Genomic DNA, 25,450 nt, shown 5'->3' with positions numbered 1-25,450 from the left:
CACTCCTTCCCCGCGATCTGTGACCTTGTCGCGGGTCCGGCGGCGACCTCGTGAGCCGGACGGCGTCCAGCCCGCCGCCCGTCCCGGGCCTGACCGGGCCCCCCGCCGGGCGGACGCTCGTCATGGGCGTGCTCAACACCACGCCCGACTCCTTCAGCGACGGCGGCGCGTGGCTCGACGCCCACGCGGCGGTCCGCCACGGCCTGGCCCTGGCGGCCGACGGCGCCGACCTCGTCGACGTCGGCGGTGAGTCCACCCGCCCCGGGGCGAGCCGCGTCGACGCCGAGGAGGAGCAGCGGCGGGTGCTGCCCGTCGTCCGCGCGCTGGCCGCCGAGGGCGTGGCCGTCAGCGTCGACACCATGCGGGCGTCGACGGCCGCCGCGGCGCTGGACGCCGGTGCCGCGCTGGTCAACGACGTGAGCGGAGGCCTCGCCGACCCGTCGATGTCGGGCGTCGTCGCCGAGCGCGAGGCGCCGTACGTCGCGATGCACTGGCGCGGCCACAGCGACGTGATGAGCGGCCTCAGCGACTACGACGACGTCGTCGCCGACGTCCGGGACGAGCTCGCCGCGCGCGTCCAGGCGCTGCTGGCCGCCGGGATCCGGGCCGACCGGCTCGCCGTCGACCCCGGCCTCGGCTTCGCCAAGACGGGCGAGCACGGCTGGTCGCTGCTGGCGCACCTCGACGCGCTCGACGCCCTGGGAGCACCGCTCCTCGTCGGTGCCTCGCGCAAGGGCATGCTCGGCGCCCTCCTCGCCGACGAGAGCGGCACGCCGCGCCCGGCGGACCGCCGTGAGGACGCGACGACGGCGGTCACCACGCTCGCCGCCGCCGCCGGGGTCTGGTGCGTGCGCGTGCACGAGGTCCGGCCGAGCGCCGACGCCGTCCGCGTCGTCGCCCGGGTCCTCGCGGCCCGCGGGTGCGTGGCCCCGGTACCGGCCGGGTCGCCGGCATGAGCTCCCCGACCGCGCACGTCCGGAGCGGGCCAGGAGCTCCCGCGGCCAGCTCGACGGACCGCATCGAGGTCCGCGGCCTGCGCACGCGCGGACACCACGGCGTCCTGCCCGCCGAGCGCGAGCTGGGCCAGGACTTCGTCGTCGACCTCGTGCTCGACGTCGACACGCGTGCCGCCGCCGCGAGCGACGACGTCCTCGACACCGTGCACTACGGCGAGGTCGCCCAGGACGTCGCCGCGGTCGTCGCCGGCGAGCCGGTCGCCCTGCTCGAGCGGCTGGCGCAGCGCGTGGCCGACGTCGTCCTCGCCCGCCCGCGGGTGCAGGCGGTCGAGGTCGCGGTGCACAAGCCGCAGGCGCCGATCCCCGTGCCCTTCGACGACGTGGTCGTCCGGGTGCGGCGGACCGCCGCGGTCCCCGACGAGCCCGTGACGCCCGTCGTCCTCGCGCTCGGCTCCGACCTCGGCGACCGCGCCGGGCACCTGCGCGGCGCCGTCGCCGCGCTGGCCGCCGTGCCCGGCCTCACGCTGACGGCGGTCTCCCCGGTGGTGGAGTCGGCGCCGGTGCGGCTGCCCGGCCACGAGCCGGCCGAGGACGAGCAGCGCTTCCTGAACGCGGTCGCCCTGGGGACGACGGCGCTCGCCCCGCGCGCGGTGCTCGCCGCCTGCCAGGCGGTCGAGGACGCCGCCGGTCGGGTCCGCCGTGAGCGGTGGGGCCCGCGCACCCTCGACGTCGACGTCGTCGACCTCGGGGGCGTGGTCGACACCGGTGACGAGGCGCTGCTGCTGCCGCACCCGCGCGCCCACGAGCGCGCGTTCGTGCTCGTGCCGTGGGCGCTCGCCGACCCGGGCGCCGCGCTCGCCGGCGCCGGCGGGGGGTCGGTGGGGGAGCTGGCCGCGCGGCTGCTCGCCGCCGACCCGGCCGCGCTGCAGGTGCGGCCCGACGTCGTCCTCACGCTGCCCGACGAGGCTGCACCGTGACCCCGACCCGCTGGACGACCCCCGTCGTCGTCGCCCTCCTCGCGGGCGTCGTCGGCCTCGCCGCGGCCGGCCCGCTGGAGCGCCTGGGCCTGCCGCTGACCCGGCTGCCGTGGACCGCCGTCGTCGCGGTGCTGGTCCTCGCCGTCGTCACCCTGGGGCTCGGGTGGCCTGTGCGGCAGTGGAACCGGGGACGCCGCGACCGACCGCTCGACCCGCTGCGCGCGGCCCGGACCGTCGTGCTCGGGCAGGCCTCGGCGCTCGCCGGCTCGGCGCTGCTCGGCTGGTACGTGGGCCAGGTGCTCTACCTGCTGCCCGAGGTCGCCTACCCGCTGCAGCAGCGCTCGGCCATCAACCTGACGATCGCCGCGCTCGCCTCGGCGGTCCTGCTGGTCGCCGGCCTGCTCGTCGAGCGCTGGTGCCGGCTGCCCGAGGACGACGACGACGCCCCACCGCCCGGAGGCCTGGCCGAGCCGCACCTGTGAGCCCCTCGGGTGCCGACCGGGGACCAGCAGCCGGGTGGATCGGCCTCGACCACCCGGCTCTGCGTCCCCAGACGGTGCCGGACGTCCCCACGCGCTGCGACGACGGTCCCTCCCGGACGGTCGACGTCGCCACCCGCATCGAGCGGGACATGCGCTACCAGAGCGTCTACCGTGACCGGCTCATCGCCGCCGGCGTCATCCGACCCGCCGGGCACGGCCTCGTCGAGCTCGCCGTCCCTTACCTCGGGGAGTACCTGCGCGAGCACGCCGCCCGGTACGAGATGGCTGACCGCCGGGGGCGGTGACGGCGCGCGACGTCGCCGCGGGCGCCAGGCGGTCGCCGTACCCTGGGCGCCGACATGGCTGACCAGCGCACGCGCTCCCGACGCGGCTCACGACGCGGCGGACGTGGCCCGGCCCGCAGCGGCAGCAGCGGTCCAGCGCCGCAGGACACCCCGCAGAGCGCGGCGCTGCGGGCGGCGCTCGCCGACGTCGGCGTCGCGGACGCCGAGCGCCTCACCCGGCGGGTCGACGGCGCCCTCCGGCGCCCCGGCCCCGAGCGCGAACCGGCGCTCACGCGGCTGGAGCCCGACGTCGAGGCCGCCCGTGCGCGCCTCGCCGCCCGGCGGGGGTCCGTCCCGGCGATCTCCTACCCGCCCGAGCTGCCCGTCTCGGGTGCGCGGGAGGAGATCGCGGCCGCCATCCGGGACCACCAGGTCGTCGTCGTGGCCGGCGAGACCGGCTCGGGCAAGACGACGCAGCTGCCGAAGATCTGCCTCGAGCTCGGCCGGGGCGCCCGCGGGATGGTCGGGCACACCCAGCCGCGCCGGATCGCCGCCCGCGCCGTCGCCGAGCGCGTGGCCGAGGAGCTCGCCGTGCCGCTGGGGGAGCAGGTCGGCTACGCCGTCCGCTTCACCGACCGGGTGAGCGAGCGCACCCTCGTCTCCGTCGTCACCGACGGCATCCTGCTCGCCGAGGTGCAGCGCGACCCGCTGCTGTCGCGCTACGACACGATCATCATCGACGAGGCGCACGAGCGGTCCCTCAACATCGACTTCCTCCTCGGCATCCTCCATCGGCTGCTGCCGCGCCGGCCCGACCTCAAGCTCGTCATCACCTCGGCGACGATCGACCCGCGACGCTTCGCCGACCACTTCGCCGATGTCGCCGGTGAGGTCCCCGTCATCGAGGTCTCCGGGCGCACCTACCCCGTCGAGGTCCGCTACCGCCCGCTCGTCGAGGACGCCGGCGGCCCGGACGACGACGAGGACGACGACGATCAGCCCGCCCGCGCGGCCAAGGAGCCCGTCGAGGCCCTCTGCGACGCCGTCCGCGAGCTGGCCGCGGCCGGCCCCGGCGACGTCCTCGTCTTCCTGCCCGGCGAGCGGGAGATCCGCGAGGCGGCCGACGCCGTCGCGCGGATGCAGCTGCGCGGCACCGAGGTCCTGCCGCTGTACGCGCGCCTGTCCGGCGCCGAGCAGCATCGCGTGTTCTCCGCCCACGGCCCCGGCGTCCAGCGGCGGGTCGTGCTGTCCACCAACGTGGCCGAGACGTCGCTGACCGTCCCCGGCATCCGGTACGTCGTCGACGCCGGGCTGGCACGCGTCTCGCGCTACAGCGCCCGCCTGAAGGTCCAGCGGCTGCCGGTCGAGCCGGTCAGCCGGGCCAGCGCCGACCAGCGCTCGGGCCGCTGCGGGCGCGTCGCCGACGGCATCGCGATCCGCCTCTACAGCGAGGCCGACTACGACGGGCGTCCGCGCTTCACCGACCCCGAGGTGCTGCGCACGTCGCTGGCCTCGGTGATCCTCCAGATGGCCGCGCTCGGCCTCGGCCGCGTCGAGGACTTCCCCTTCCTCGACCCGCCCGACCGCCGCCAGGTCGCCGACGGCCTCGCCCTGCTCACCGAGCTCGGCGCCATCGAGACCGGTGCGCCGTCGAGTGGTGGAGGCGGGGAGAGCGCCGACGAGCGCGGCCCCGCCGAGTCCCGGCAGCTGCGTCTCACCCCCGTGGGACGGCGCCTGGCCAAGCTGCCGCTGGACCCGCGGCTGGCGCGGATGGTGCTGGAGGCCGACCGCAACTCCTGCGTCGCCGAGGTGCTCGTCATCGCCGCGGCCCTCTCGGTGCAGGACCCCCGCGAGCGCCCCGTCGAGCACCAGCAGGCGGCCGACGCCGCGCACGCCCGCTTCCGGGACGACCGCTCGGACCTCCTCACCCTCCTGGCTCTCTGGCGCTACCTGCACGCCCAGCAGGACACGCTGTCCAGCAGCGCCTTCCGTCGGATGTGCAAGCGCGAGTACCTCTCCTGGCTCCGCGTGCGGGAGTGGCAGGACGTGCACCGCCAGCTGCGCCAGCTCACCCGCTCCCTCGGCGTCGACGCCTCCAGCAGCGCCTCCAGCACCCCCGAGGGCGCCCCGCGCGACGACGGCGGTGACCCCGCCGACACCCTCGCCGAGGCGGACGACGACACCGGGCAGGACGGCGAGGACGTGCTGCCCGGCAGCGAGCAGCAGGTCGACGCCGACCGGGTGCACGCCAGCGTGCTCGCCGGCTTCCTGTCCAGCATCGGCATGCGCGAGGAGCGGTCGAAGGACCCTCGGGGGCAGCAGGGGCGCGGCGGGCGTGAGCAGCGCCCGGCCCGGCCCGACCGCCGCGGCGTGGAGTACCTCGGCGCGCGCGGCGCGCGCTTCGCCCTGTGGCCGGGCTCGGTGCTCGCCCGCAAGCCTCCGGCGTGGGTGATGGCCGCCGAGCTCGTCGAGACCTCCCGGCTGTGGGCCAGAGGCGTCGCCGCCATCCAGCCCGAGTGGGTCGAGGCGCTCGCCGGGCACCTCGTGCGCCGCACCTACTCCGAGCCGCACTGGAGCAAGAGGCGCGCCTCCGTCGTCGCCAGCGAGCGCGTGCTGCTGCACGGGTTGCCGCTCGTCGCCGGTCGGACCGTCGCCTACGGGCGTGTCGACCCCGTCACCAGCCGTGACCTGTTCATCCGCCACGCTCTCGTCGAGGGCGACTGGGTGAGCCCCCACCGCTTCCTCGCCGACAACCGGGCGCTGCTGGAGGAGGCCGAGGACCTCGAGCACCGCACCCGCACCCGGGGTCTGGTCGTCGACGAGGAGACGCTCGTCGCCTTCTACGACGAGCGCGTCCCCGCCGACGTCGTCTCCGGCGCCCACTTCGACCGCTGGTGGAAGGGCGAGCGGCGCCGCCACCCCGACCTGCTCACCTTCGACCCCGCCGCGCTGCTCGCCGACTCCGCCGCCGGCGTCCAGGTGGACGACTACCCGCTCACCTGGAGCGTCGGGGACCTGGAGCTGCGCGTCTCCTACCGCTTCGCCCCCGGCGAGGACGACGACGGCGCCACCGTCCACGTCCCCCTGCGGGCGTTGGCAGGGCTCGACCCCGAGCCCTTCGCCTGGCAGGTGCCGGGCCTGCGGCACGAGCTGGTGACGGCACTGGTGCGCAGCCTGCCGAAGGCGGTGCGCCGGCACCTGGCGCCCGCGCCCGACCGTGCCGCCGCCGTCCTGGCCGTCGCCGGACCCGCGGACGGCCCCGTGCTGCCGGTGCTCTCGCGAGAGCTGGAGCGGCTGACGGGCACGAGCGTGCCCGTCAGCGACTTCGCGCCCGAGACGGTCCCCGAGCACCTGCGCGTCCGCTTCGTCGTCGAGGACGACGGCGGGCGTGAGGAGGCCTCGCCCGCGGTGCTCGGCGCCGGTCGCGACCTGCTGGCGCTGCGCCGAGAGCTGAGCGCCGACGTACGCCGCGCGGTCTCGGCGGCCTCGGGCGACCTCGAGCGTGGCGGCGTCCGCGACGCCACCACGGCCTTCGAGGGAGGTGCGCTGCCGCAGGAGGTCCGGACGGCCGGCGTCGCCGGCTTCCCGGCGCTGACCGACGAGGGTGACGCCGTCGCCGTCCGCGTCTACCCGACCGCGGCCGAGGCGCGGGTCGCCCAGCGCGCGGGCACCCGGCGGCTGCTGCGCCTGGAGGTGCCGACGCCCGGCACGGCGGTCGTCCGGGGCCTGTCCAACGCCGACCTGCTCGCGCTGGCCCGCAGCCCGCACGGCTCGACGGCCGCGCTGCTGGAGGACTGCTGGGACGCCGTGCTCGACGACCTCGTCCGCCGGGCCGGCGGCCCGCCGGGCGACCCCGCGGGGCACGCCGCGCTGCGCGAGCAGGCCCGCGCCGAGGGTGCGGCGGCGGTCGCCGACGTCGTGGCGGTGGTCGTGAGGGTGCTGCGCACCACCGCCGAGGTGGAGGCGCGGCTCGCCGAGCTCTCCTCGGGTGCCGGCGCGGGCCTTCAGGCGCTCGCCGTCCAGCCGGCGCTCGCCGACGCCCGCGCGCAGCTCGCGGGGCTCGTCCCCGTGGGCTTCGTCGCGGCCGCCGGCCGCGAGCGCCTGCCCGACCTGCAGCGCTACCTCCTCGGCCTGCTGCGCCGCCTGCAGGCCCTGCCCGCCGACGCGGCGCGCGACCGCGACCGCACCGGCGTCGTCCAGAGCGCCACCGCCGACTACGAGCGCGCCGTCGCCGCCCTGCCCGCGGTGCGCCGCGGCGACGACGACGTCCGGGACGTCCGCTGGATGCTCGAGGAGCTGCGCGTCAACCTCTTCGCCCAGACCCTCGGCACCCGCGGTGCCGCCTCGCCGCAGCGGGTGCACAAGGCCCTGGCCAAGCTGCCGCTCGTCGAGGTCTGAGCGTCGGGTCCCCCCGACACGGTGCCGGCCGGGCTGTCGCGGCGCGGAGGCGCCGCGTCGTCGCCCTACGCTGCCGCCGTGCCGACGCCGCCCGCCCCAGCCTCCGCCCCGGTCGACCCGGCGTCCGCACAGGTGGGGCTCCCGGGCCCCCTCACGGGTGCGGTGCCGGTGGCGCTGGTGCGGCGGGGGAGCGTCGTCGAGTCGGCCCACCACGGGCACGTCGTGCTGCTGGGGCCGGAGGGGCAGGTGCTGGGCGCCCTGGGCGACCCGCACGCCCTCGTGCTGCCGCGCTCCTCGTTGAAGCCCGTGCAGGCGCTCGCGATGCTCGAGGCGGGTCTGCGCCTCGGCGGTGACCTGCTGGCCCTGGCGGCGGCCAGCCACAGCGGGGAGGACTTCCACGTCGACGGCGCCCGCCGGGTCCTCGCGTCGGTCGGCCTCGACGAGAGCGCCCTGCGCAACACCCCCGACCTGCCCTACGACGGCGACCTGCGGGCGCTCTGGCGGGCGGAGGGCCGCGAGCCGGCACGCCTGGTGGCCAACTGCTCGGGCAAGCACGCGGCGATGCTCGCGACGTGCGTGGCCGCCGGCTGGCCCACCGAGGGCTACCTCGCCCCGAGCCACCCCCTGCAGCGCGCCGTCCTCGCGACGACGGCGCGGGAGACGGGCGCGGCGCCGGAGGACCTCTCGGCGCACCTGACGACCGACGGCTGCGGGACCCCGCTGCCCCTGCTGCCGCTCTCCGGCCTCGCGCGGGCCTTCTCGCGGTGGGCCGCGGCGGAGGCGTCCTCACCGGCGGGCACGCTGGCGGGCGCCGTCCGCGACTTCCCGGTGTGGCTCGGGGGCACCCGGCGCGACGTCACGGCGCTGCTGCGCGGCGTCCCGGGGCTCGTGGCCAAGGACGGTGCCGAGTCGGTCTATGCCGCAGCGCTGCCCGACGGGCGCGCGGTCGCGCTGAAGATCCTCGACGGCGGCGACCGGGCGCGCCGCGTCGTCATGGCCGCCGCGCTGCAGGCGCTCGGCGTCGACGCGCCCGTCGTCCGGGAGGAGGCCAGCGCCCCCGTGCTCGGCCACGGCGAGCCGGTCGGCGAGGTCGTCGGCGTCCCCGTGCCGCTGCGGTGAGCGCCCCCGCCGAGGTCCTCCTGTGAGGACCGTGCTGCAACGGGTCTCGGCGGCCGCCGTCCGCGTCGACGGCGAGGTCGTCGGCGCTCTCGACCTCGACGGCGGCGCGCAGGGCCTCGTGCTGCTCGTCGGCGTCGCCCGCGACGACGGTCCCGAGCAGGTGGCCACGCTGGTCCGGAAGGCCGCCGAGCTGCGTGTCCTGGCCGGCGACCGGTCGGCGCTGGACGCCGGTGCGCCCGTCCTCGTCGTCAGCCAGTTCACCCTGCAGGGCGACGTCCGCAAGGGCCGGCGGCCCAGCTGGTCGGCCGCCGCGCCGGGTGAGGTCGCCGAGCCGCTCGTCCGCGCCGTCGCCGAGGGTCTGCGCGCCCGTGGGCTGCCCGTCGCCACAGGCCGCTTCGGCGCCGACATGGCCGTCGAGATGGTCGGCGACGGCCCGCTGACGCTCATCCTCGACACCTGACGTGCCGATGCTGGAAGGGTGCGGATGACCACACGCGTGGACCCTGTCGACGACCGCCGCCTGCGTCGCACGAGCTCGGCGTGCGCGGTGGCGGCAGGGCTCGTCCTCGTGCTCGCCAGCGCGCCGACCGGCGCCGCCTCCGGGTTCCCCACCCCCTCGCCCACGTCGACCACCAGCGCCGGCGGCGGGCCCGGCGTGCGGCTGCCCCCGGTCGGTGCCGGGTTCGACTACCAGCTCGGGGGGCCCTACCCGCCCGCGCCCGGGGTCCGCGTCGTCGTCCGCGACCGCACCGAGCCGCCGGCCGGGGTGGGCTACGACGTCTGCTACGTCAACGGCTTCCAGACCCAGCCCGGGGAGTCCGCGGCCCTCCTGCGCGAGCACCCCGACCTCGTGCTGCACGTCGGCGGCAAGCCCCTCGTCGACCCCGGCTGGCCGGACGAGTACCTCTTCGACACCTCCACCCCGGCCCGTCGGGCGGCGCTCGTCGAGCTCGTCCGGCCGTGGGTGCACGGCTGCGCCGACGACGGCTACGATGCCGTCGAGATCGACAACCTCGACTCCTTCACCCGCTCCTCGGGGCGGCTGAGCGCCGACGACAACCTCGCGCTGGCCGCCGACTACGCAGCGCTGGCCCACGACGCGGGGCTCGCGATCGGCCAGAAGAACACCGCGGAGGAGACGGCGCGGGTCCGGGCCGCCGGGTACGACTTCGCCGTCACGGAGTCCTGCGTCGAGTTCGAGGAGTGCGGTACCTACCTCGCCCACTACGACGTCGTCCTCGACGTCGAGTACGTCGACGAGCTCGGCGCGGACGCCTTCCCGGCGGCCTGCGCCGACCCGGACCGGCCGTCGTCCATGGTCCTGCGCGACCACGACCTGCTGACGCCGGGGGAGCCGGGCTTCGTCGTCCGTCACTGCCCGGGCTCTGCCGGGCCTCGCTGCCGCCGCTGACGTCGAGCGGGGCGGGTGGGCACCGCGCTCGTCTCCGCGACGGCCTGCCGCAGCGGGCTGCTCGCCCTCGCCGGCGTGGCCACGTCGTACCGCTCGCCACCCTCGTCGGCTCCGGGCCGTGGGCGGTGCTTGGCGCGCCACCACCTCGGGCGTCGTCGCACCCGTCTCGACGCGCGTGCGGGTGGCGGGCGACCGGCCGTCCGGGAGGACGCCGCCCCAGGCACCTAGGCTGGCGCCATGAACAGCGTCCTCGGCCAGGCCCAGGGACTCGTGCTGCTGGTCCTCGGCCTCGGCGTGCTGGCGCTGTGCGCCTACGCCCTCGTCGACGCCGTCCGCCAGCCCCAGGAGGCGTACGTCGCCGCGGGCAAGCTGACGAAGACGAAGTGGGTCGCCATCCTCGCGATCGCGACGCTGGTGAGCTTCGCGACGCTCGGCGGCCTCGGCTTCCTCTTCCTGCTGTCCCTCGTGGCGGCGGGTGTCTACCTGGCCGACGTCCGCCCCGCCCTGCGCTCCGTCGGCGGGGGCCGTGGACGCAGCGCCGGCCCCTCCGGCTGGTGACCTGACCCGCTCCTCGCGCTCCCACGCACGTCGCCCGGCCGCCACGCCGTCCCTCGGCACGGCGGCGACGGCGTCACCTCGGCCCCTGCTCCGGCGCGACGGCCGACCACGCGACGGCGAGCTCTCCGAGCCGCCAGCGCCGGGGACCGCCTCCAGCGGCGCGCCCCCGCACGGGCCAGCCGTCGTCGGCGAGGCCCTGGCACGTCGCGAGCCAGCGCTGACGCGGCCCGAAGGGCGACAGCGGCGCGCACCGTTCCCAGGCCCCGTCGAGCGCGGCGAGCAGCGCGTGCACACCGGTGCCAGGGACGTTGTCGTGGATGAGCGCCTTCGGCAGCCGCTCGGCCACCTCCGACGGCCGGTCGAGGTCGGCCAGCCGCACCGACAGCACCAGCTGCTGCGGCCCCTCCGCGCCGACGACCGCCCACGCCGCCCGACGCCCCTGCTCGTCGCACGTCGCGTCGAGCAGCAGCCCGCCCGGGGCGAGCCGGTCGCCGACCATCGCCCAGGCCGCCGGGACGTCGCGGACGTCGTACTGGCGCAGCACGTTGGCCGCGCGCACGAGCACCGGACGCCGGTCGGCGACCGGCCCGCCGAGCTCGAAGCCGCCCACCCCGACGGCGACGCCGCGCACCGCCTCCGCCGGCAGCCGCGCCAGCACCTCGCGGGCCGTCTCCACCCGGGCCTGGTCGACCTCGAGCCCGACCACCTCGACGTCCGGCCGCACCCGGCGCAGCGCCCGCGCCGTCTGCAGCGTCGTCACGGGCGAGGCGCCGTAGCCCAGGTCGACGACGAGCGGGTCCTGCGCCGCCAGCAGCACCCGGGCGCCCGGCCCGGCCATCCACCGGTCCAGGCGACGCAACCGGTCGACGCCGGTGGTGCCGCGCGTCGCCGTCCCCACCGGGCCGCCGCGTCGTCCGCGCCCGAGCGCGCCCGCCGGGACGGCGGCGGAGGACGGTGCGGGCACCCCCCGATGGTCGCGCGTGACGGCGCGCGGCCGGCGGCAGGGCGGGCCCTGTTCGAGGACCGCGCCCCGGGCGATGCGCCACCTGGCGTTGCGGGGGCGTAGGTTCGCGCCGTGGCCCTCGCGCTCGACCGGCTCCGGCCTCGCCGTGTCGCCCTGGTGTCCTTGCACACCTCTCCCCTCGCGCAGCCCGGCACGGGTGACGCCGGCGGGCTCAACACCTACGTGCGGGGGCTGGCTGCGGCGCTAGCCCGGCGCGGCGTCGCCGTCGACCTCCTCACCCGCCGGACGTCGCAGGAGCAGGAGCCCGTCGTCACCCTCGACGAGCGGGTCCGCGTGCTGCACGTCGCCGCCGGGCCCGCCCGGCCGGTGGACAAGGAAGAGCTGCCGCCGCTCGTCGGCCCCTTCGCCGACACCGTGCTCGCCGAGCACCTGGCTGGCGGTCAGCTCGTCCCCGGTGGCGAGCCGGCCACCGCGCGTCCCTACGGCGCCGTCCACGCGCACTACTGGCTCTCGGGCCTCGTCGGGGCGCAGCTGGCCCGCGCGTGGCGGGTCCCGCTCGTGCACAGCATGCACACGATGGCGCGCGTCAAGGACCTCCACCGCGGCCCCGGCCAGACGCTCGAGCCAGCCGACCGGGTCCGGGGGGAGGAGGAGGTCGTCGCCGAGGCGGACGGTCTCGTCGCGAGCACCCACCAGGAGGGCAGCGAGCTCGTCGAGCTCTACGGCGCCGACCCCTCCCGCGTCGACGTCGTCCCGCCCGGGGTGGACCTGTCCGCCTTCGGCCCGCAGCCGCAGGGCGGCTCCGCGCAGGCCGAGCGTGCCGCGCTCGGGCTGGCCCCGGACGACCGCGTCGTCCTCTTCGCCGGGCGCCTCCAGGCGCTGAAGGGCCCCGACGTCCTGCTCCGCGCGGCCGCGAGCATCCTGCGGCGACGCCCGGAGGTGGCGCCGGCCGGTCGGCTCGTCGTCGTGGTCATCGGAGGGCCCTCCGGCAGCGGAGGCAGCGCCAAGGAGGCGCTGCGAGAGCTGGCCTCCTCTCTCGGCCTGCTGCGCGACGGACGCCGCGGCGCGGACGCGCCGGAGCGCGACGTCGTCCGCTTCGTCGAGCCGCAGGCGCCCGCCGCGCTCGCCCGCTGGTACCGCGCCGCCGACGTCGTGGCCGTCCCCTCGCGCACCGAGTCCTTCGGGCTCGTGGCCCTGGAGGCGCAGGCGTGCGGCACGCCCGTCGTCGCCACGGCGACCGGTGGCCTGCGCACTGCGGTCGACGACGGGCGCACCGGCGTCCTCGTCCGCGGCGCCGACCCCGCCGACTGGGCCGACGCCCTCGCCGGGCTGCTGGCCGACGACGAGGGCCGGGCTCGCGTCGGTGCCGCGGCCGCCGCGCACGCCGCCCGCTTCAGCTGGGACGCGACGGCGGCCCGCACGCTGGAGGCCTACGCGCGCGCCGCCCGCGTCCGCCGCGAGCGCTCCCGGCCGCGGGTGCCGCGCGTCGTCGCCAGCACCGTCCGCGCCGGGTTCTGCTGAGCCGTCGGCACGACCGGCGACGGGGCGTCCGTGCGCCGCCGACGCCGGCCACCACGTGACCCTGGTGGTCGCGGGCAGGTGCCGACCCGTCCCGGGCCCCTAGGGTGGCGGCCATGTCGAGCGCGATGACCCTGGTCCTGCTCCGTCACGGCGAGAGCACCTGGAACGCCAAGAACCTCTTCACGGGGTGGGTCGACGTGCCCCTGTCGGAGAAGGGCGAGGCCGAGGCCGCCCGGGGCGGTGAGCTGCTCGCCGCCGAGGGGCTTCTGCCCGACCTCGTGCACACCTCGCTGCTGCGCCGGGCCATCACGACGGCGAACCTCGCGCTCAACGCCGCCGACCGGCACTGGGTGCCCGTCACGCGCTCGTGGCGGCTCAACGAGCGGCACTACGGCGCCCTGCAGGGCAAGGACAAGGCGCAGACGCTCGACACCTACGGCCAGGAGCAGTTCATGCTCTGGCGCCGCAGCTACAGCACCCCGCCGCCGGAGATCGAGAGCGGCGACGAGTTCAGCCAGGCCGGCGACCCCCGCTACGCCGACCTCGGCGCCGACATGCCGGCCACGGAGTGCCTCAAGGACGTCGTCGCCCGGATGCTGCCGTACTGGGAGAGCGCCATCGTGCCCGACCTGCGCGGGGGCAAGACGGTGCTCGTGGCCGCGCACGGCAACTCGCTGCGCGCCCTGGTCAAGCACCTCGACGGCATCAGCGACGACGACATCGCCGGCCTCAACATCCCCACCGGCATCCCGCTGCTCTACGAGCTCGACGAGCAACTCTCCCCGACGACCCCTGGCGGGCGCTACCTCGACCCCGAGGCGGCCGCCGAGGCCGCGGCCGCCGTCGCGGCGCAGGGGAGCAAGAAGTAGGCGGGACCCTCGCAGCCCGAGGCACCGTCAGCGGCTGAGCACCTCGGCGACCACCTCGGGGTAGCCGTTCGCGAGGACGTGCGCGACGACCACCAGGGTGAAGTTGCGGTAGCGCCACCAGAGCACGCCGACGAAGAGCCCGAAGGTCCCCTGGGCGACGACGACGCGGGCGACGTCGGCCACGAGGTCCCCCGTCCCGTGCGAGCCCAGGTGCATGAGCGCGAAGGCGAGCGAGGTGAGCACGACGCCCGGCCCGCCGCCGAGGAGGGCCTCCAGGCGCGTCTGCAGCAGCCGGCGGTAGAAGAGCTCCTCGCCGAGGCCGGCGGTGACGGCCGTCGCGGTCGCCGCGACGAGCAGGTCGGCGGCGGCCACGGAGCTGTAGTCGGGCATCTCGCTCACCCACGAGCGCGCCGAGGCCCAGACGGCGACGACGAGCACCGGAGCCCACCAGCGCCAGGCGGCACGCGGCGTCGCCGTGGCCACGGCGCCGCGGAGCGTGACCACGACGAGCAGCGGCAGCAGGATGACGCCGACCGTCTTGGCCAGCACGTAGTCCTCCCCGCGCAGGCCGGCGGCGGCGACGACGACGGGGAAGGCGAGCGCCAGAGCCGCCAGCGCCGCGGTGCTCGCGAGCAGCCGACCTCGACGGAGCGCCCGGACCGGCAGGGAGCGCGTCTGGGGAGGGACGAGCAGCGCCAGGGCGATCCGGACGGACATGCTCATCGCGTCGGCCGAGCGGATGGTCGACGTCGTCACGGCCCGCGTCCGGGCGCTGCCGCCGGTGACGGGCGTGGGCAGCGCCCTCGACGTCCTCGCCGAGCTGATGCCGCTCGACGCGCTGCGGCGCGCGGAGCTGGAGGTCAACATCGCCCTCGTCGCCGAGGGGGCGGCCGAGCCGGCGCTCCTCCCGGTCCGCGACGACGCGCACGCGGGCATCGCGGCGCTGTGCCGGGCCGTCGTGTCCACGCTCGCGGGCGAGGACGCCGACCCGGACGGGCGCCGGGCGCGCCGGCTGCACGCGCTCGTCGACGGGCTGTCCCTGCAGCTGCTGCACGCCGGGCCGGAGGGCGGCACCGACTGGGCCGTGCTGGTGCTGCGGGAGGAGCTCGAGGCGATCGCCGCGTCGGCGGACGGACCGGGGTGACCCGCGGCGCCGCAGGCGCCCTCAGCTGGCGACCGGCTGCACCGGCTTCATGACGTCGCCCGTGACGAGGAAGCCGACGCGGCGGACGACCGAGACGGCGTGGTCGCCGAAGCGCTCGAAGTAGCGGCTGCAGAGCGTCACGTCGATGGTGCGCTCGGCGCTCTCGTGCCAGTCGGGGCTCTGCATGGCCGTGAAGACCGAGCGGTGCAGCTCGTCGAGGCGGTCGTCGTCCTTCTCCACCTGGGCCGCCAGCCCGAGGTCCCGGGTGGCGATGACCATGCCCGCGGAGGTGGCGATGCGCGCCGCCGCCCCGCCCATCTGGGCCATCGTGGGCACGAGGGACTCGGGGACCACCAGCTGGGGGTGGCGCAGCCGCGCCTGGCTCGCCACGTGCCGGGCGAGGTCGCCCATGCGCTCCAGCGACGTCGACATCCGCAGCGCAGAGACGACGACCCGCAGGTCCGTGGCCACCGGGGACTCGCGCGCCAGCAGCGCGACCGCGCGGTCGTCGAGGTGGCGCTGCTGCGCGTCGATCTGGGCGTCGGCGCTGATGACGCTCTCGGCGAGCGAGAGGTCGCCCTCCAGCAGCGACTGGGTGGCGTTGGCCATGGCGGCGCTGACGAGCCCGCTCATCTGGGTCAGCTGCTCGGCCAGGGCCCGCAGCTCGTCGTGGAAGACCTCTCGCATGGGAAGAGCCTCGCACCGACGCATGAACGACGTCGACCCCTCCGGTGAACGGCGGGCGTCCAGCCCTAGGGCGGGGCGTCGGCGGGCGTCCGGGAGGTGGACGCCGCCCTACGCTGACAGTCGTGGACAGCACCTGGGTGGCGGCCGTGGCCGGCCTCCTCTGCCTCCTCGTGGGGGCGGGGGCGGTGCTCGCCTCCCGGGTGAGCGAGCGGCGCCCCGAGCCCGCCGCGGTGGTCGACGACGAGCTGCCCGCCGGGGCCGCCGACGTCCTCTCGGTGCTCTCCTCCGCGGCCGTCGTGATCGACGTGGCCGACGTCGTCGTGCGCGCCAGCGCCGCCGCGCACGCCGTCGGGCTGGTCCGCGACCACGAGCTCGCGCACGAGGAGCTCGCGGCGATGGTGGCCGCGGTGCGCCGGGACGGGGAGATCCGCGACGCGGAGATGTCGCTGCCGCGCAACCCCTTCGCCTCACCGGGGGTCGAGCGGGCGGGGCTCTTCGTCGTCGGCGTGCGGGTCGCGCCGCTCGGCTCGCTGCACGTGCTCGTCCTGGTGGAGGACCGGACGGCGGCCAAGCGGCTCGAGGAGGTGCGTCGCGACTTCGTCGCCAACGTCAGCCACGAGCTCAAGACGCCGGTGAGCGCCATCGCCCTGCTCGCCGAGACGATGGACGACGCGGCCGAGGACCCGGCTGCCGTCCGGCGCTTCGCCCAGCGCATGACCCGTGAGTCGCAGCGCCTGTCGGCCCTCGTCCAGGAGATCGTCCAGCTCTCGCGGCTGCAGGACACCGACGCCTTCCACGAGCCCGTCGCGGTCGACGTCGACGAGGCGGTGCTGGAGGCGGTGGACCGCACGCGTCTCGTCGCCGAGGGGCGCGGTGTCCGCATCGTGACCCAGCTCTCGGCCGAGGGGGTGGGCGCCGAGCAGGAGCCGGGGCCGCCCGCGCAGGTGTGGGGCGACCGCGAGCTCGTCATCACCGCGGTGCGCAACCTCGTCGACAACGGCGTCAGCTACTCCGACGCCGGCACCCGCGTCGCCGTCGTCGTCTCCGTCGTCGACGAGCGGGTCGAGGTCGTCGTCCGCGACCAGGGCATCGGCATCCCCGAGTCCGAGGCCGGGCGCGTCTTCGAGCGCTTCTACCGCCTGGACCCAGCCCGCTCCCGCGCGACCGGGGGCACCGGGCTGGGCCTGTCGATCGTCAAGCACGTCGCGGCCAACCACGGCGGCGACGTCACGCTGTGGAGCAGGCCGGGCGAGGGGTCCACCTTCACGCTGCGGATGCCGCTGCGGCGCGTCGACGCCGGCGAGCCCGCGCCCCAGGAGACGGCCGGGGCGGCGCCCTGAGGCACCGCCGGCCCCGCGGCCCGCGCCCGCAGGCCCACCGACCACCGCGCCCGCGGCGACGCCCGGGCCCATCACCAGGAGGACGACCCGCGTGACCCGCATCCTGATCGTCGAGGACGAGGAGTCCCTCAGCGACCCGCTCGCCTACGCGCTCGGCCGCGAGGGCTACGAGGTGGCCGTGGCCGCCGACGGCCCCAGCGCCCTGGCCGAGTTCGACAGCGGCGGAGCCGATCTCGTGCTGCTCGACCTCATGCTGCCCGGGCTCCCGGGCACGGAGGTCTGCCGCCAGCTCCGGACCCGCAGCACCGTCCCGGTCATCATGGTGAGCGCCAAGGACAGCGAGGTCGACGTCGTGGTCGGGCTCGAGCTCGGCGCGGACGACTACGTCACCAAGCCCTACTCCTCGCGCGAGCTCCTCGCCCGCATCCGGGCCGTCCTGCGCCGCCGCGGCGGCGAGCCCGAGGACAGCGGCGAGGACGACGGCCTCGTCGCCGGCCCGGTCCGCATGGACGTCGAGCGGCACGTCGTCACCCGCGACGGCTCGCCGATCTCGCTGCCGCTGAAGGAGTTCGAGCTCCTCGAGGTGCTCATGCGCAACGCCGGGCGGGTCCTCACGCGCGGCCAGCTCATCGACCGGGTCTGGGGCGCGGACTACGTGGGCGACACCAAGACCCTCGACGTCCACGTCAAGCGGCTGCGCGCCAAGATCGAGGACGACCCGGCCTCGCCCGAGCGCCTCGTCACGGTACGCGGGCTGGGGTACAAGCTGGAGGCCTGAGGGCCTCCGGCCCGCCGACGGGCATCGTCCCGCCCGTCCTCGTGACGTCGCCTCGCCCATGTGCGACGCGCCCACCGATGAGCTCCCGCCGCCAGGCCGGTCCTACCCACGGGGGCCAGCCCGGCCCGCCGACCGAGGAGGAGCCAGCATGAGCGTCGAGATGTGCCCGTACCTGCACCCCCGTGGCAGCGCCCGGGAGGCGCTCGCGGCCTACCGCAGGGCTCTGGGGGGCGAGGAGCCGCAGCTGGCGACCTACGCCGACGTCGGCATGGACGCGCCGGAGGTGCGTGACCTCGTGGCCAACGCGGTGGTCCGCTCGCCGCTGGTCGGTCCGCTCATGGTCTCGGACGTGCCGCCGGGCGAGGACCCTCCGGCGGGGTCGGCGTGCCTGTTCGGCGACGACCGGGAGGCGCTGCAGGCGGCGTGGGAGGTGCTCGTCGAGGGCGGTGAGGTGCTGCAGCCGCTGGAGCCCTCGCCGTGGGGAAGCCTGTTCGGCTCCTGCCGCGACCGGTGGGGCGTGAGCTGGATGGTCGACGTCGAGGGCGGTGCGGGCAGCTGACGAGCGCCTCCCGCCTCGGCGACCTGGACCTCCACGGGTCGGGTGACGCAGCGCGGCGCCGCCCTCGCCGAGGCGAGGACGGCGCCGCGACGGCGGAGCGGCGTCAGCCGGGCAGTACCGCCCACAGCAGGGCGACGACGCCGAAGCCCACGAGGCTGAGCGCGGTGGTCAGGACCGTCCACCGGCGCAGGCCGTCGGCCACCGACATGCCCAGGTAGCGCGTCACGACCCAGAAGCCCGAGTCGTTGACGTGGCTGACGCCGAGGGCGCCGAAGCAGATGGCCAGGGTGAGCAGCGCGGTGTGCGCGACGCCGAGGCCGGCGTCGGCCACGGCCCCGGCGGTGAGGCCGGCGGCGGTGATGATGGCGACCGTCGCCGAGCCCTGGGCGGCCCGCAGCGTCAGGGAGATGAGGTACGCCGCGAGGAGCAGCGGCAGGCCGAGGGAGGTCAGGAAGCCCGACAGGGCCGCGCCGACGCCGCTCTCGGTGAGGACCCGGGCGAAGGCGCCGCCCGCCCCGGTGACGAGGATGACGACGGCCGCAGGCGGGAGCGAGCCCTCCATGACCTCGCCGAGCCGCTGCGCGCTCCAGCCGCGCCGGACCCCGAGCAGGTAGCCGGCGAGGGCCAGGGCCACGAGCAGCGCCACGACGGGTGCGCCGACGAGGCCGGCCACGGCCCGCAGCTGGTCGCCCTCGGGCAGGACGGTGGCGCCGACGGTGCCGAGCATGATGAGGAAGAGCGGCACGAGGACGATGGTCAGCACGGTGGCGGCGCCCGGCGCCCGCTCGCCGGGGGCGAGGCCGCCCGACGCGCGGCCCTCGGACGTGCCGTCCCCGCCGGTCCGCTCGGCGACGGCGGTGGCGCCGCCGCTCGTCCCGCCAGCGGCCGCCGTCGCGGTGCCCGCGGTGCCGGCGCCGAAGGACTCGAACTGCTCTCGGGTCGCCGGGAGCATCTCCATGTCGGCGCGGTTGAGGCGCTTGGCGAGCAGGTGCGCGGTGAGGCCGACGGGCACGCAGACGGTGAGGCCCAGCACGGTGAGCCAGCCGACGTCCGCACCGAGCACCGCGGCGCCGCCGACGACGCCGGGGTGCGGGGGGACGGCGACGTGCACGGCGAGCATGAGGCCGGCCACGGGCAGCCCGTAGCGCACGGGGGAGACCCCGGTGGCCTTGCAGAAGCCGTAGATGATCGGCACGAGGATGATGAAGCCGACGTCGAAGAAGACAGGGATGGCCAGCACGCCCGCCGCGGCGGTGAGGGCGCCGGCGACCCGGCGCGGGCCGAGCAGGTGCGCGAAGCGGCCGGCGAGGGACTCGGCGCCGCCGGAGACCTCGATGATCTTGCCGATCATCGCCCCCAGCGCCACGAGGATGGCGACCGACCCGAGGGTCCCGCCCATCCCGGCGACGATCGCGGGGACGACGCCCAGCTGCTCGGGCTGGTCGCCCGCGGCCGGGACGGTCGCGAGCGGCAGGCCGGCGACGAGGCCGACGAGCAGCGCGGTGACGAGCAGGGCCGCGAAGGCCTGCACCTTGAAGCGGATGACGAGGACGAGCAGCAGGGCGATGCCGGCTGCGCCGACCAGGGGTAGTGACCACTCGGGCATGAGGGCTCCATCGACGGTGATGCGGGCGGGTGTGCGGGAGCACGGGGGAGGTCGTGCGGGGTGGGACGTGCGGGAGCGCGCGCCGGGAGGGGCTCTGCGCGCGGGATCAGGCGGTGGTGCGCTCGGGGCGCAGGACCCGGACGACGGCTGAGTCGTCCGCCGTCGCGAGGCCCTGGGCGGCGCCGAGGAGGAAGAGCTGCTCGGCCGCGGCCGCGACAGGGGCCGCGAGGTGGGCGGTGCGGGTCGCGTCGCCGACGATGCCCATGTCCTTGACGAAGATGTCGAGGCGGCTGCGCACCTCGGCGCCCTGGGCGGAGTGCGCCTCGAGCATCCGGGCGCCGCGGTCGCCGAGCATGAAGCTGCCGGCGGCGCCCGCCATCAGCGCGTCGAGCGTCCGCCGCAGGTCCAGGCCGAGCGCGTCGGCCAGCGCGAGGGCCTCGGCCGCCGCGGCGATGTGGACGCCGCACAGCAGCTGGTTGACGGTCTTCAGCGCCTGGCCGTCGCCGGGGCGGTCCCCGACGACCGTCAACGTGCTCGCGAGCAGGTCGAGCACCGGCTGGGCCTTGGCGCGGGCCTCCGGCGTGGCGCCCACGACGACGAGCAGGTCGCCGGCGCCCGCGCGGGCCGGGCCACCGGACAGGGGCGCGTCGACGACGTCGACCCCCTGCTCCTCCAGCCGCTCGACGACGGGCGCGAGCGCCGTCGTGCCGACCGTGCTCGTCAGGACGACGACGGCGCCCTCCTTGAGGCCGGTGGCCACGCCGCGGTCGCCGAAGAGGACGTCGTCGAGCTGGGCGCCGTCGCGCACGGCGAGCAGCAGCGCGTCGGCGCCCTCGACGGCCTCGGCCGCGCTCGTGCACGGGGTGACGCCCCGCTCACGGGCGAGCTCGAGGCGCTCGGCGGCGATGTCGAAGCCGCGGACCTCCAGACCGCTGGACAGCCGCGTGGCCATCGGCAGGCCCATGGCGCCGAGGCCGAGGACGGCGACGCTGCGGACGGCCGCCGGGGCTGGTCCGCCGTCGGGGGCGGTGGTGGGGCTGGACATGGCACTCCTTCGTGACGAGGTGGGTGGGTGGAGCGGGGGAGGCCGGCGGGTCAGCCGCCGGCGGGGGTCGAAAGGGGCCGGCGGGTCAGCCGCCGGCGGCGTCCGCGAGGCGGGCGACGACCCGCGCCAGAGCGTCGTCGTCCCCGACGTTGCCGGGGAAGACGACGTAGGGGACGCCGGCGGCGGGTCCGTCGGCGGGCTGCCACAGCGAGACGAGGCCAGGCAGCATCGGGCCGACGACCGTGGCTCGGCTGATGCCGAGGCCGTGGACGGCGACGTCGTGGGAGGTGATGCCCCCCTTCGCGACGACGAAGCGCGGCGGCCGCTCGGCGAGCACGCGGGAGACGACCTCGACGACGGCGGCCGAGACCGACCGGGACAGCGCGAGGCTCGCGTCGGCGTCGTCGGCGGTGACCAGGTCGCGGCTCGTCTGCAGCAGCGCGTCCGCGCGGGCGAGGACGTCGACCACCTGGGCGACGGCGGCGTCCAGGTGCGCGGCGCGGCGGTCGTCGTCGACGAGGGCCGGCACCGACAGCTCGACCACCTCGGTGGCGGGGCGCTCGCGGACGAGCCGGTCGCGCTGGCGGGTGGTCAGGCCCGTGTGCGAGCCGACGACCACCAGACCGCCGGCGCCGGGACGGTCGGTGACGTCGACGTGCTCGACGACGTCGGGCGCGTCCTGCCCGACCCGGGCGCGCACGAAGGCCGGCCCGGTGCGGTAGAGCAGGGTGCGGCCCTCGCGCTCGAGGCGCAGGCAGGCCAGCGCGGTGACCTGCAGGTCGCCCTGGGTGGCGGCGTCGACGGAGACCACGGTGCCGCTCGCGGCGGCACGCAGGACCTCGGCGACGGCGTCGGGCCCGCGCCGGACCGTCGCGAGGTCGAGCACGAGGACGTCCTCCGCCGCGACGGCGCCACCCGTCTTCTCCTCCACCCACGCCGGCAGGGCAGAGCTGCGGTAGCCGAAGGTGGCGTCGCGGGCGAACTCCGACTCCCCGACCGGCACCATCTCGCCGGCCTCGCGGGTCCAGTGGGTGCCGCCCGCGGTGACGCGCCCGGCGTCGGGGAAGGCCGGGACCAGCAGCACCAGGTCGGGGCGGGGCAGGCCGGCGGCCGCCAGCTCCTCGGCCACCACGTCGGTCTCCAGCGGGAAGTGGCCGCGCAGCGTGGAGTCGCTGCGCGACAGGAACGTCACCCGGTCGCCGCGGTCGGCCGCCGCCGCCAGCGCCGCGCGCACCACCTGGCGCGTCCGTCCCTGCGTGGCCGCCGGGTCGAGGCTGCGGGAGTTGGTGAGGACGTACAGCGCCGGGCTGCGTCCGAGCGCCCACGCGAGGTCGTCGGTCTCCCAGCGGGTGAGGACGGGCAGGTCCGCGACCGACTGGGTGCCGGTGGGGTCGTCGTCGAGCACCACGAGAGTGGTCCCTGCGGCGCGCACGGCCTCGGACACCTCGGCCGCGGTGGTGCCGGCCTCCGGGCCAGCGGCGGCCAGGACGTCGTCGAGCGTCATCGCTCCTCCTCCTCTGCGAGGTCCAACGTCAGATATCAGACAGCATGACGCAGACGCCGTCAAGGAAGGTCGCGCGACGGTGTGCGGGTCGAGTCGTCGTGCTGCTCGTGCTGCGGCGCTCGCCCGGGCGGCTCTGCCGCCACCGCCCCGGCGATGGTCTCGTCGCCGGGGAGGCGGGCGCTCCCGAGAAGGTCGTCGCCCAGGCGTTCGCCGGTGACCGCCAGGAGCGCGGGTCGAGCAGGTGGGTCAGGACGCAGCACCGACCTGCTGGTGGGCCGGCTGCTTCCTGCGGCGGCTGGGGCCTCAGCCGTCCTCGGCGTCCGCCTCCTGGCCGGGCATGAGGTCCCCGGAGACGCCGGTGGTGTCGTCGGTGCTCCCCGGGGGCGCGCCGTCGGTGGGCGCCGGTGTCGTCGCGGCGCTCTCGGGGACGAGCGTCTGGTACTCCGGCAGCGAGCCGTTGAGCAGCGGGACGCCGATCTCGAGCAGGGAGTCCTCGACCGCCATCCGCACGGGCACGAGCTCGCCCGGGATGGAGCCGACCGGGTCGGCGAGCAGGGTGCCGACGATCTCGGCGCCGTCGGGCAGCGCCTGGCTGCCGAGGTCCTCGGTCTGCTCCTCGCCGAGGGGGACGCTGGAGCGCGGCGGGACGGTGACGTCGGCGCGCAGCCCGCCAGGGCCCTCGACGCTGACGGTGACCTCTTCGAGGGAGTCGTTGACGAACACCCCGTACAGGCGGGCCGGTCCGTCGGACTGCGGGCCGATGAGCAGCAGGTTGCGCACGTCCAGACGGGTGCCCGGGCCGTCGGCCGTCGTCTCGGACAGCGGGAAGAAGCCCTGCACGCCGTCGGAGGGCGCGTACTCCAGCTCGGTGGAGAACTGGTTGACCGCGGGGGAGACGGCGCACCCGCTGCCCAGCAGGAGGGCGCCAGCCGTGGCCACCGCCGCGGCGGCGCGGCGGACCGCGGGAGAGGTCGAGCGGTGCACGGGCGACTCCTCGCGTTCGGCTGCCGGGGTGGTCTCGGCGGTCGCGGCGGAGCCTATCGGCCGGGCCTGCGCCCGCGACGCGGACGTGCCGGGCGGGCCTGCGGGTCGGTTGCTGCGGCTCTCGCGCGGGTGCCGCGGGGGCGGGCCCCGCGACGTCCAGTCCGGCCCGGCGGCCGTGGGACGCGCGCGCGAGAGCACGGCCGCGGGTCCGCTGTCAAGGGTCGCAACGGGTGTGATCATGGCGCCGCGGGTCCCTGACCTGCGACGATGCTCCTTCGGCGGCATCGGCGAGCACTGTCGCCGTGGTAACCTCGACGCCGCGAAAGGGGAGAGGACCAGATGGCTTTCACTGTTGGCGAGACTGTCGTGTACCCCCACCACGGGGCGGCTCTGATCGAAGAGGTGAAGACCCGCAAGATCAAGGGCGAGGAGAAGCTCTACCTCCGCCTCAAGGTGGCCCAGGGTGATCTGACCATCGAGGTCCCGGCCGAGAACTGCGACCTGGTGGGCGTCCGCGACGTCGTGGGCAAGGAGGGCCTCGACCGCGTCTTCGAGGTGCTGCGCCAGCCGTACACCGAGGAGCCGACCAACTGGTCGCGCCGGTACAAGGCCAACCTCGAGAAGCTCGCGTCGGGCGACGTCATCAAGGTCGCCGAGGTCGTGCGCGACCTGTGGCGCCGCGACCAGGACCGCGGCCTGTCGGCGGGCGAGAAGCGCATGCTCGCCAAGGCCCGTCAGATCCTCGTCTCCGAGCTCGCGCTCGCCGAGAAGACCGAGGAGACGAAGGCCGAGGCCATCCTCGACGAGGTCCTCGCGTCCTGAGCGTCCAGCCTCCCGCAGAGCCCGCCGTCCCCCCCGGGGCGGCGGGCTCTCGCCGTGCCGGAGGCCTCCCCGAGCCGGTCCCCTCCCGCGGGCGAGGGCCGGGTGGGCCGCTGGCGGGCGCCGGCGGGGGGAGTCCCGTCGCGTGCGTGCTCGTCGCCGCCGGTGCGGGGGTGCGGCTCGCCGCTGGTCGGCCGAAGGCCTTCGTGACCGTCGGGGACGTCGCCCTCCTCGTCCACGCCGCCCGAGGGCTGGCGGCCGCCAGGGTCGTCGACCGGCTCGTCGTCGTCGTCCCTGTCGGGCTGGAGGGCGAGACCCGACAGCTGCTCCGCGACGTCACCGGCGCGTGGTCGTGCGCTGTCGTGGCGGGTGGCGCGACCCGCCAGGCCTCTGTCGCCGCGGGGCTGGCGGTGGTCGAGGACGCCGGCGTCGTCCTCGTGCACGACGCGGCGCGGGCCTTCACGCCGCCGGAGGTCGTGGCGCGGGTCGTGGCGGCGGTCCGGGCCGGCCACGACGCCGTCGTCCCCGCCGTCGCCGTGCACGACACGCTGCGCGACGTCACCGGCGCGGTCGTGGACCGCAGCCGGCTGCGGGCGGTGCAGACCCCGCAGGGGTTCTCCGTCGACGTGCTGCGCCGCGCGCACGCCGTGCCGGCCGCGGGCCGGGGGGCGACCGACGACGCGGGTCTCGTCGAGGCGACCGGGGTGCTCGTGCGCGTCGTCGACGGGCACGGCGAGTCCTTCAAGGTGACGACGCCGCTGGACCTGGTCCTGGCCGCGGCGCTGCTGGTCAGCCGCGCCGACGTCGCCGCGCCGCTGCCGGGGACGCCGTCGTGAACCTCCCGCGGGTCGGCTCGGGGGTCGACGTCCACGCCTTCGCGCCGGAGGGCTCGGACCGGGAGCTGTGGGTGGCCGGGCTGCGCTGGCCGGGGGAGCGCGGGCTCGACGGGCACTCCGACGCCGACGTCGTCGCCCACGCCGCGTGCGACGCGCTGCTGTCGGCGGCCGGGATCGGCGACCTCGGCCAGCACTTCGGGACGGCGGAGCCGCAGTGGGCGGGGGCGGCCGGCGTCGTCCTGCTCGCCGAAGCCGCTCGCCGGGTCCGGGAGGCGGGCTTCGAGGTCGGCAACGTCGCCGTCCAGCTGCTCGGCAACCGCCCGCGCTTCGCCCCTCGCCGCGCCGAGGCGCAGTCGGTGCTGAGCAGGGCCGCGGGGGCCCCGGTCGCGGTCTCCGCCACGACGACCGACGGCCTCGGCCTCACCGGCCGCGGCGAGGGCCTCGCCGCCCTCGCCACCGCCCTCGTCGTCCCCCGCCCCTGACGCCGGCTTCCCGGCACGTCGACGACGACGTGCCGCGGAGGGCCCCCCCTCCCCGGCACCTCGACGACGAGGTGCCGGAAGATGCCTCCTCTGCCGGGCACGTCGACGACGCAGTGCCGTGGACGGG

At 76.8% G+C, this 25,450-nt stretch carries 25 protein-coding genes; 18 read left to right on the top strand and 7 right to left on the bottom strand.

Annotated elements, in window-relative coordinates; translation table 11 throughout:
• Nucleotides 1-122: 122 nt before the first annotated feature.
• The 9 genes from folP (at nucleotide 123) to WDV86_RS06105 (ending at nucleotide 10,185) form a co-directional block, all read left to right on the top strand.
• On the top strand, nucleotides 123-956 hold the full coding sequence (gene folP / locus WDV86_RS06150; RefSeq protein WP_445262965.1) for a dihydropteroate synthase: 834 nt from the start codon (nucleotides 123-125) through the stop codon (nucleotides 954-956).
• A complete protein-coding gene (folB, locus tag WDV86_RS16235) occupies nucleotides 953-1,933 on the top strand; it encodes a dihydroneopterin aldolase (protein ID WP_445262953.1) in 981 nt (326 codons plus the stop codon). Before folP ends, folB begins: the two co-directional genes overlap by 4 nt.
• A complete protein-coding gene (locus WDV86_RS06135) occupies nucleotides 1,930-2,415 on the top strand; it encodes a DUF3180 domain-containing protein (RefSeq protein ID WP_339566716.1) in 486 nt (161 codons plus the stop codon). The genes folB and WDV86_RS06135 overlap by 4 nt, the downstream gene beginning before the upstream one ends.
• The gene (locus WDV86_RS06130; protein ID WP_339566715.1) at nucleotides 2,412-2,720 is read left to right on the top strand and encodes a hypothetical protein; all 309 of its coding nucleotides are present in this window, start codon (nucleotides 2,412-2,414) and stop codon (nucleotides 2,718-2,720) included. The genes WDV86_RS06135 and WDV86_RS06130 overlap by 4 nt, the downstream gene beginning before the upstream one ends.
• A gap of 54 nt (nucleotides 2,721-2,774) precedes the next feature.
• The gene (gene hrpA / locus WDV86_RS06125) at nucleotides 2,775-7,097 is read left to right on the top strand and encodes an ATP-dependent RNA helicase HrpA (RefSeq protein WP_339566714.1); all 4,323 of its coding nucleotides are present in this window, start codon (nucleotides 2,775-2,777) and stop codon (nucleotides 7,095-7,097) included.
• A 78-nt stretch (nucleotides 7,098-7,175) separates the two neighbouring features.
• A complete protein-coding gene (locus WDV86_RS06120; RefSeq protein WP_339566713.1) occupies nucleotides 7,176-8,216 on the top strand; it encodes an asparaginase in 1,041 nt (346 codons plus the stop codon).
• 22 nt (nucleotides 8,217-8,238) lie between these two features.
• Complete coding sequence (gene dtd, locus WDV86_RS06115; RefSeq protein WP_339566712.1) at nucleotides 8,239-8,676, top strand: D-aminoacyl-tRNA deacylase; 438 nt, start codon at nucleotides 8,239-8,241, stop codon at nucleotides 8,674-8,676.
• 36 nt (nucleotides 8,677-8,712) lie between these two features.
• Nucleotides 8,713-9,627, top strand: a complete 915-nt coding sequence (locus WDV86_RS06110; protein ID WP_339566711.1) for an endo alpha-1,4 polygalactosaminidase — start codon at nucleotides 8,713-8,715, stop codon at nucleotides 9,625-9,627.
• A 237-nt stretch (nucleotides 9,628-9,864) separates the two neighbouring features.
• Entirely contained in the window at nucleotides 9,865-10,185 is a 321-nt protein-coding gene (locus tag WDV86_RS06105) for a DUF2516 family protein (RefSeq protein WP_339566710.1), read from the top strand.
• A gap of 73 nt (nucleotides 10,186-10,258) precedes the next feature.
• On the opposite strand, the gene WDV86_RS06100 is transcribed toward WDV86_RS06105, so the two are convergent.
• The gene (locus WDV86_RS06100) at nucleotides 10,259-11,149 is read right to left on the bottom strand and encodes a class I SAM-dependent methyltransferase (RefSeq protein ID WP_339566709.1); all 891 of its coding nucleotides are present in this window, start codon (nucleotides 11,147-11,149) and stop codon (nucleotides 10,259-10,261) included.
• Nucleotides 11,150-11,260: 111 nt separating this feature from the next.
• Between WDV86_RS06100 and mshA the strand changes: the two genes are divergently transcribed.
• On the top strand, nucleotides 11,261-12,670 hold the full coding sequence (gene mshA, locus WDV86_RS06095; RefSeq protein WP_339566708.1) for a D-inositol-3-phosphate glycosyltransferase: 1,410 nt from the start codon (nucleotides 11,261-11,263) through the stop codon (nucleotides 12,668-12,670).
• 113 nt (nucleotides 12,671-12,783) lie between these two features.
• Nucleotides 12,784-13,539: a phosphoglyceromutase gene (locus WDV86_RS06090; protein WP_339566707.1), complete on the top strand. Its 756-nt coding sequence runs from the start codon at nucleotides 12,784-12,786 to the stop codon at nucleotides 13,537-13,539.
• Between the two features lie 27 nt (nucleotides 13,540-13,566).
• Here WDV86_RS06090 and WDV86_RS06085 read toward each other — a convergent pair whose 3' ends face one another.
• On the bottom strand, nucleotides 13,567-14,262 hold the full coding sequence (locus WDV86_RS06085; RefSeq protein WP_339566706.1) for a CPBP family intramembrane glutamic endopeptidase: 696 nt from the start codon (nucleotides 14,260-14,262) through the stop codon (nucleotides 13,567-13,569).
• On the opposite strand from WDV86_RS06085, the gene WDV86_RS06080 reads away from it, so the two are divergent.
• Nucleotides 14,255-14,683 carry a TetR family transcriptional regulator C-terminal domain-containing protein gene (locus WDV86_RS06080; RefSeq protein ID WP_339566705.1) on the top strand — a complete coding sequence of 143 codons (429 nt, stop codon included), beginning with the start codon at nucleotides 14,255-14,257 and terminating at the stop codon, nucleotides 14,681-14,683. The two genes, WDV86_RS06085 and WDV86_RS06080, sit on opposite strands and share 8 nt — an antisense overlap.
• A 21-nt stretch (nucleotides 14,684-14,704) precedes the next feature.
• Here the strand turns inward: WDV86_RS06080 and phoU are convergent, their stop codons facing one another.
• Nucleotides 14,705-15,370 (bottom strand): phosphate signaling complex protein PhoU, encoded by a 666-nt coding sequence (gene phoU / locus WDV86_RS06075; protein ID WP_339566704.1) that lies wholly within the window; start codon nucleotides 15,368-15,370, stop codon nucleotides 14,705-14,707.
• Nucleotides 15,371-15,492: 122 nt separating this feature from the next.
• Between phoU and WDV86_RS06070 the strand changes: the two genes are divergently transcribed.
• From WDV86_RS06070 to WDV86_RS06060, 3 genes are all read left to right on the top strand, one after another.
• On the top strand, nucleotides 15,493-16,710 hold the full coding sequence (locus WDV86_RS06070; RefSeq protein WP_339566703.1) for a sensor histidine kinase: 1,218 nt from the start codon (nucleotides 15,493-15,495) through the stop codon (nucleotides 16,708-16,710).
• Nucleotides 16,711-16,801: 91 nt separating this feature from the next.
• Nucleotides 16,802-17,488, top strand: coding sequence for a response regulator transcription factor (locus tag WDV86_RS06065; RefSeq protein ID WP_339566702.1), 687 nt, complete (start codon nucleotides 16,802-16,804; stop codon nucleotides 17,486-17,488).
• Between the two features lie 148 nt (nucleotides 17,489-17,636).
• Entirely contained in the window at nucleotides 17,637-18,047 is a 411-nt protein-coding gene (locus WDV86_RS06060) for a VOC family protein (protein WP_339566701.1), read from the top strand.
• A 103-nt stretch (nucleotides 18,048-18,150) separates the two neighbouring features.
• On the opposite strand, the gene WDV86_RS06055 is transcribed toward WDV86_RS06060, so the two are convergent.
• From WDV86_RS06055 to WDV86_RS06040, 4 genes are all read right to left on the bottom strand, one after another.
• Complete coding sequence (locus WDV86_RS06055; RefSeq protein ID WP_339566700.1) at nucleotides 18,151-19,653, bottom strand: GntP family transporter; 1,503 nt, start codon at nucleotides 19,651-19,653, stop codon at nucleotides 18,151-18,153.
• Between the two features lie 106 nt (nucleotides 19,654-19,759).
• Nucleotides 19,760-20,698, bottom strand: coding sequence for an NAD(P)-dependent oxidoreductase (locus WDV86_RS06050; RefSeq protein ID WP_339566699.1), 939 nt, complete (start codon nucleotides 20,696-20,698; stop codon nucleotides 19,760-19,762).
• Between the two features lie 85 nt (nucleotides 20,699-20,783).
• On the bottom strand, nucleotides 20,784-22,202 hold the full coding sequence (locus WDV86_RS06045; RefSeq protein ID WP_339566698.1) for a four-carbon acid sugar kinase family protein: 1,419 nt from the start codon (nucleotides 22,200-22,202) through the stop codon (nucleotides 20,784-20,786).
• 303 nt (nucleotides 22,203-22,505) lie between these two features.
• Nucleotides 22,506-23,186 (bottom strand): hypothetical protein, encoded by a 681-nt coding sequence (locus WDV86_RS06040; RefSeq protein WP_339566697.1) that lies wholly within the window; start codon nucleotides 23,184-23,186, stop codon nucleotides 22,506-22,508.
• 339 nt (nucleotides 23,187-23,525) lie between these two features.
• On the opposite strand from WDV86_RS06040, the gene WDV86_RS06035 reads away from it, so the two are divergent.
• The 3 genes from WDV86_RS06035 (at nucleotide 23,526) to ispF (ending at nucleotide 25,323) form a co-directional block, all read left to right on the top strand.
• Nucleotides 23,526-24,008 carry a CarD family transcriptional regulator gene (locus WDV86_RS06035; RefSeq protein ID WP_339566696.1) on the top strand — a complete coding sequence of 161 codons (483 nt, stop codon included), beginning with the start codon at nucleotides 23,526-23,528 and terminating at the stop codon, nucleotides 24,006-24,008.
• A 110-nt stretch (nucleotides 24,009-24,118) separates the two neighbouring features.
• Nucleotides 24,119-24,841 (top strand): 2-C-methyl-D-erythritol 4-phosphate cytidylyltransferase, encoded by a 723-nt coding sequence (ispD, locus tag WDV86_RS06030; protein ID WP_445262964.1) that lies wholly within the window; start codon nucleotides 24,119-24,121, stop codon nucleotides 24,839-24,841.
• Nucleotides 24,838-25,323, top strand: coding sequence for a 2-C-methyl-D-erythritol 2,4-cyclodiphosphate synthase (gene ispF, locus WDV86_RS06025; protein WP_339566694.1), 486 nt, complete (start codon nucleotides 24,838-24,840; stop codon nucleotides 25,321-25,323). Before ispD ends, ispF begins: the two co-directional genes overlap by 4 nt.
• The last annotated feature ends 127 nt before the right edge of the window (nucleotides 25,324-25,450 follow it).

It is taken from the genome of Pseudokineococcus sp. 1T1Z-3, assembly GCF_037482365.1.
Classification (GTDB): domain Bacteria; phylum Actinomycetota; class Actinomycetes; order Actinomycetales; family Quadrisphaeraceae; genus Pseudokineococcus.
The sequence above is the reverse complement of the archived record's forward strand: the minus strand, read 5'-3'. Positions and strand labels throughout refer to the sequence as shown.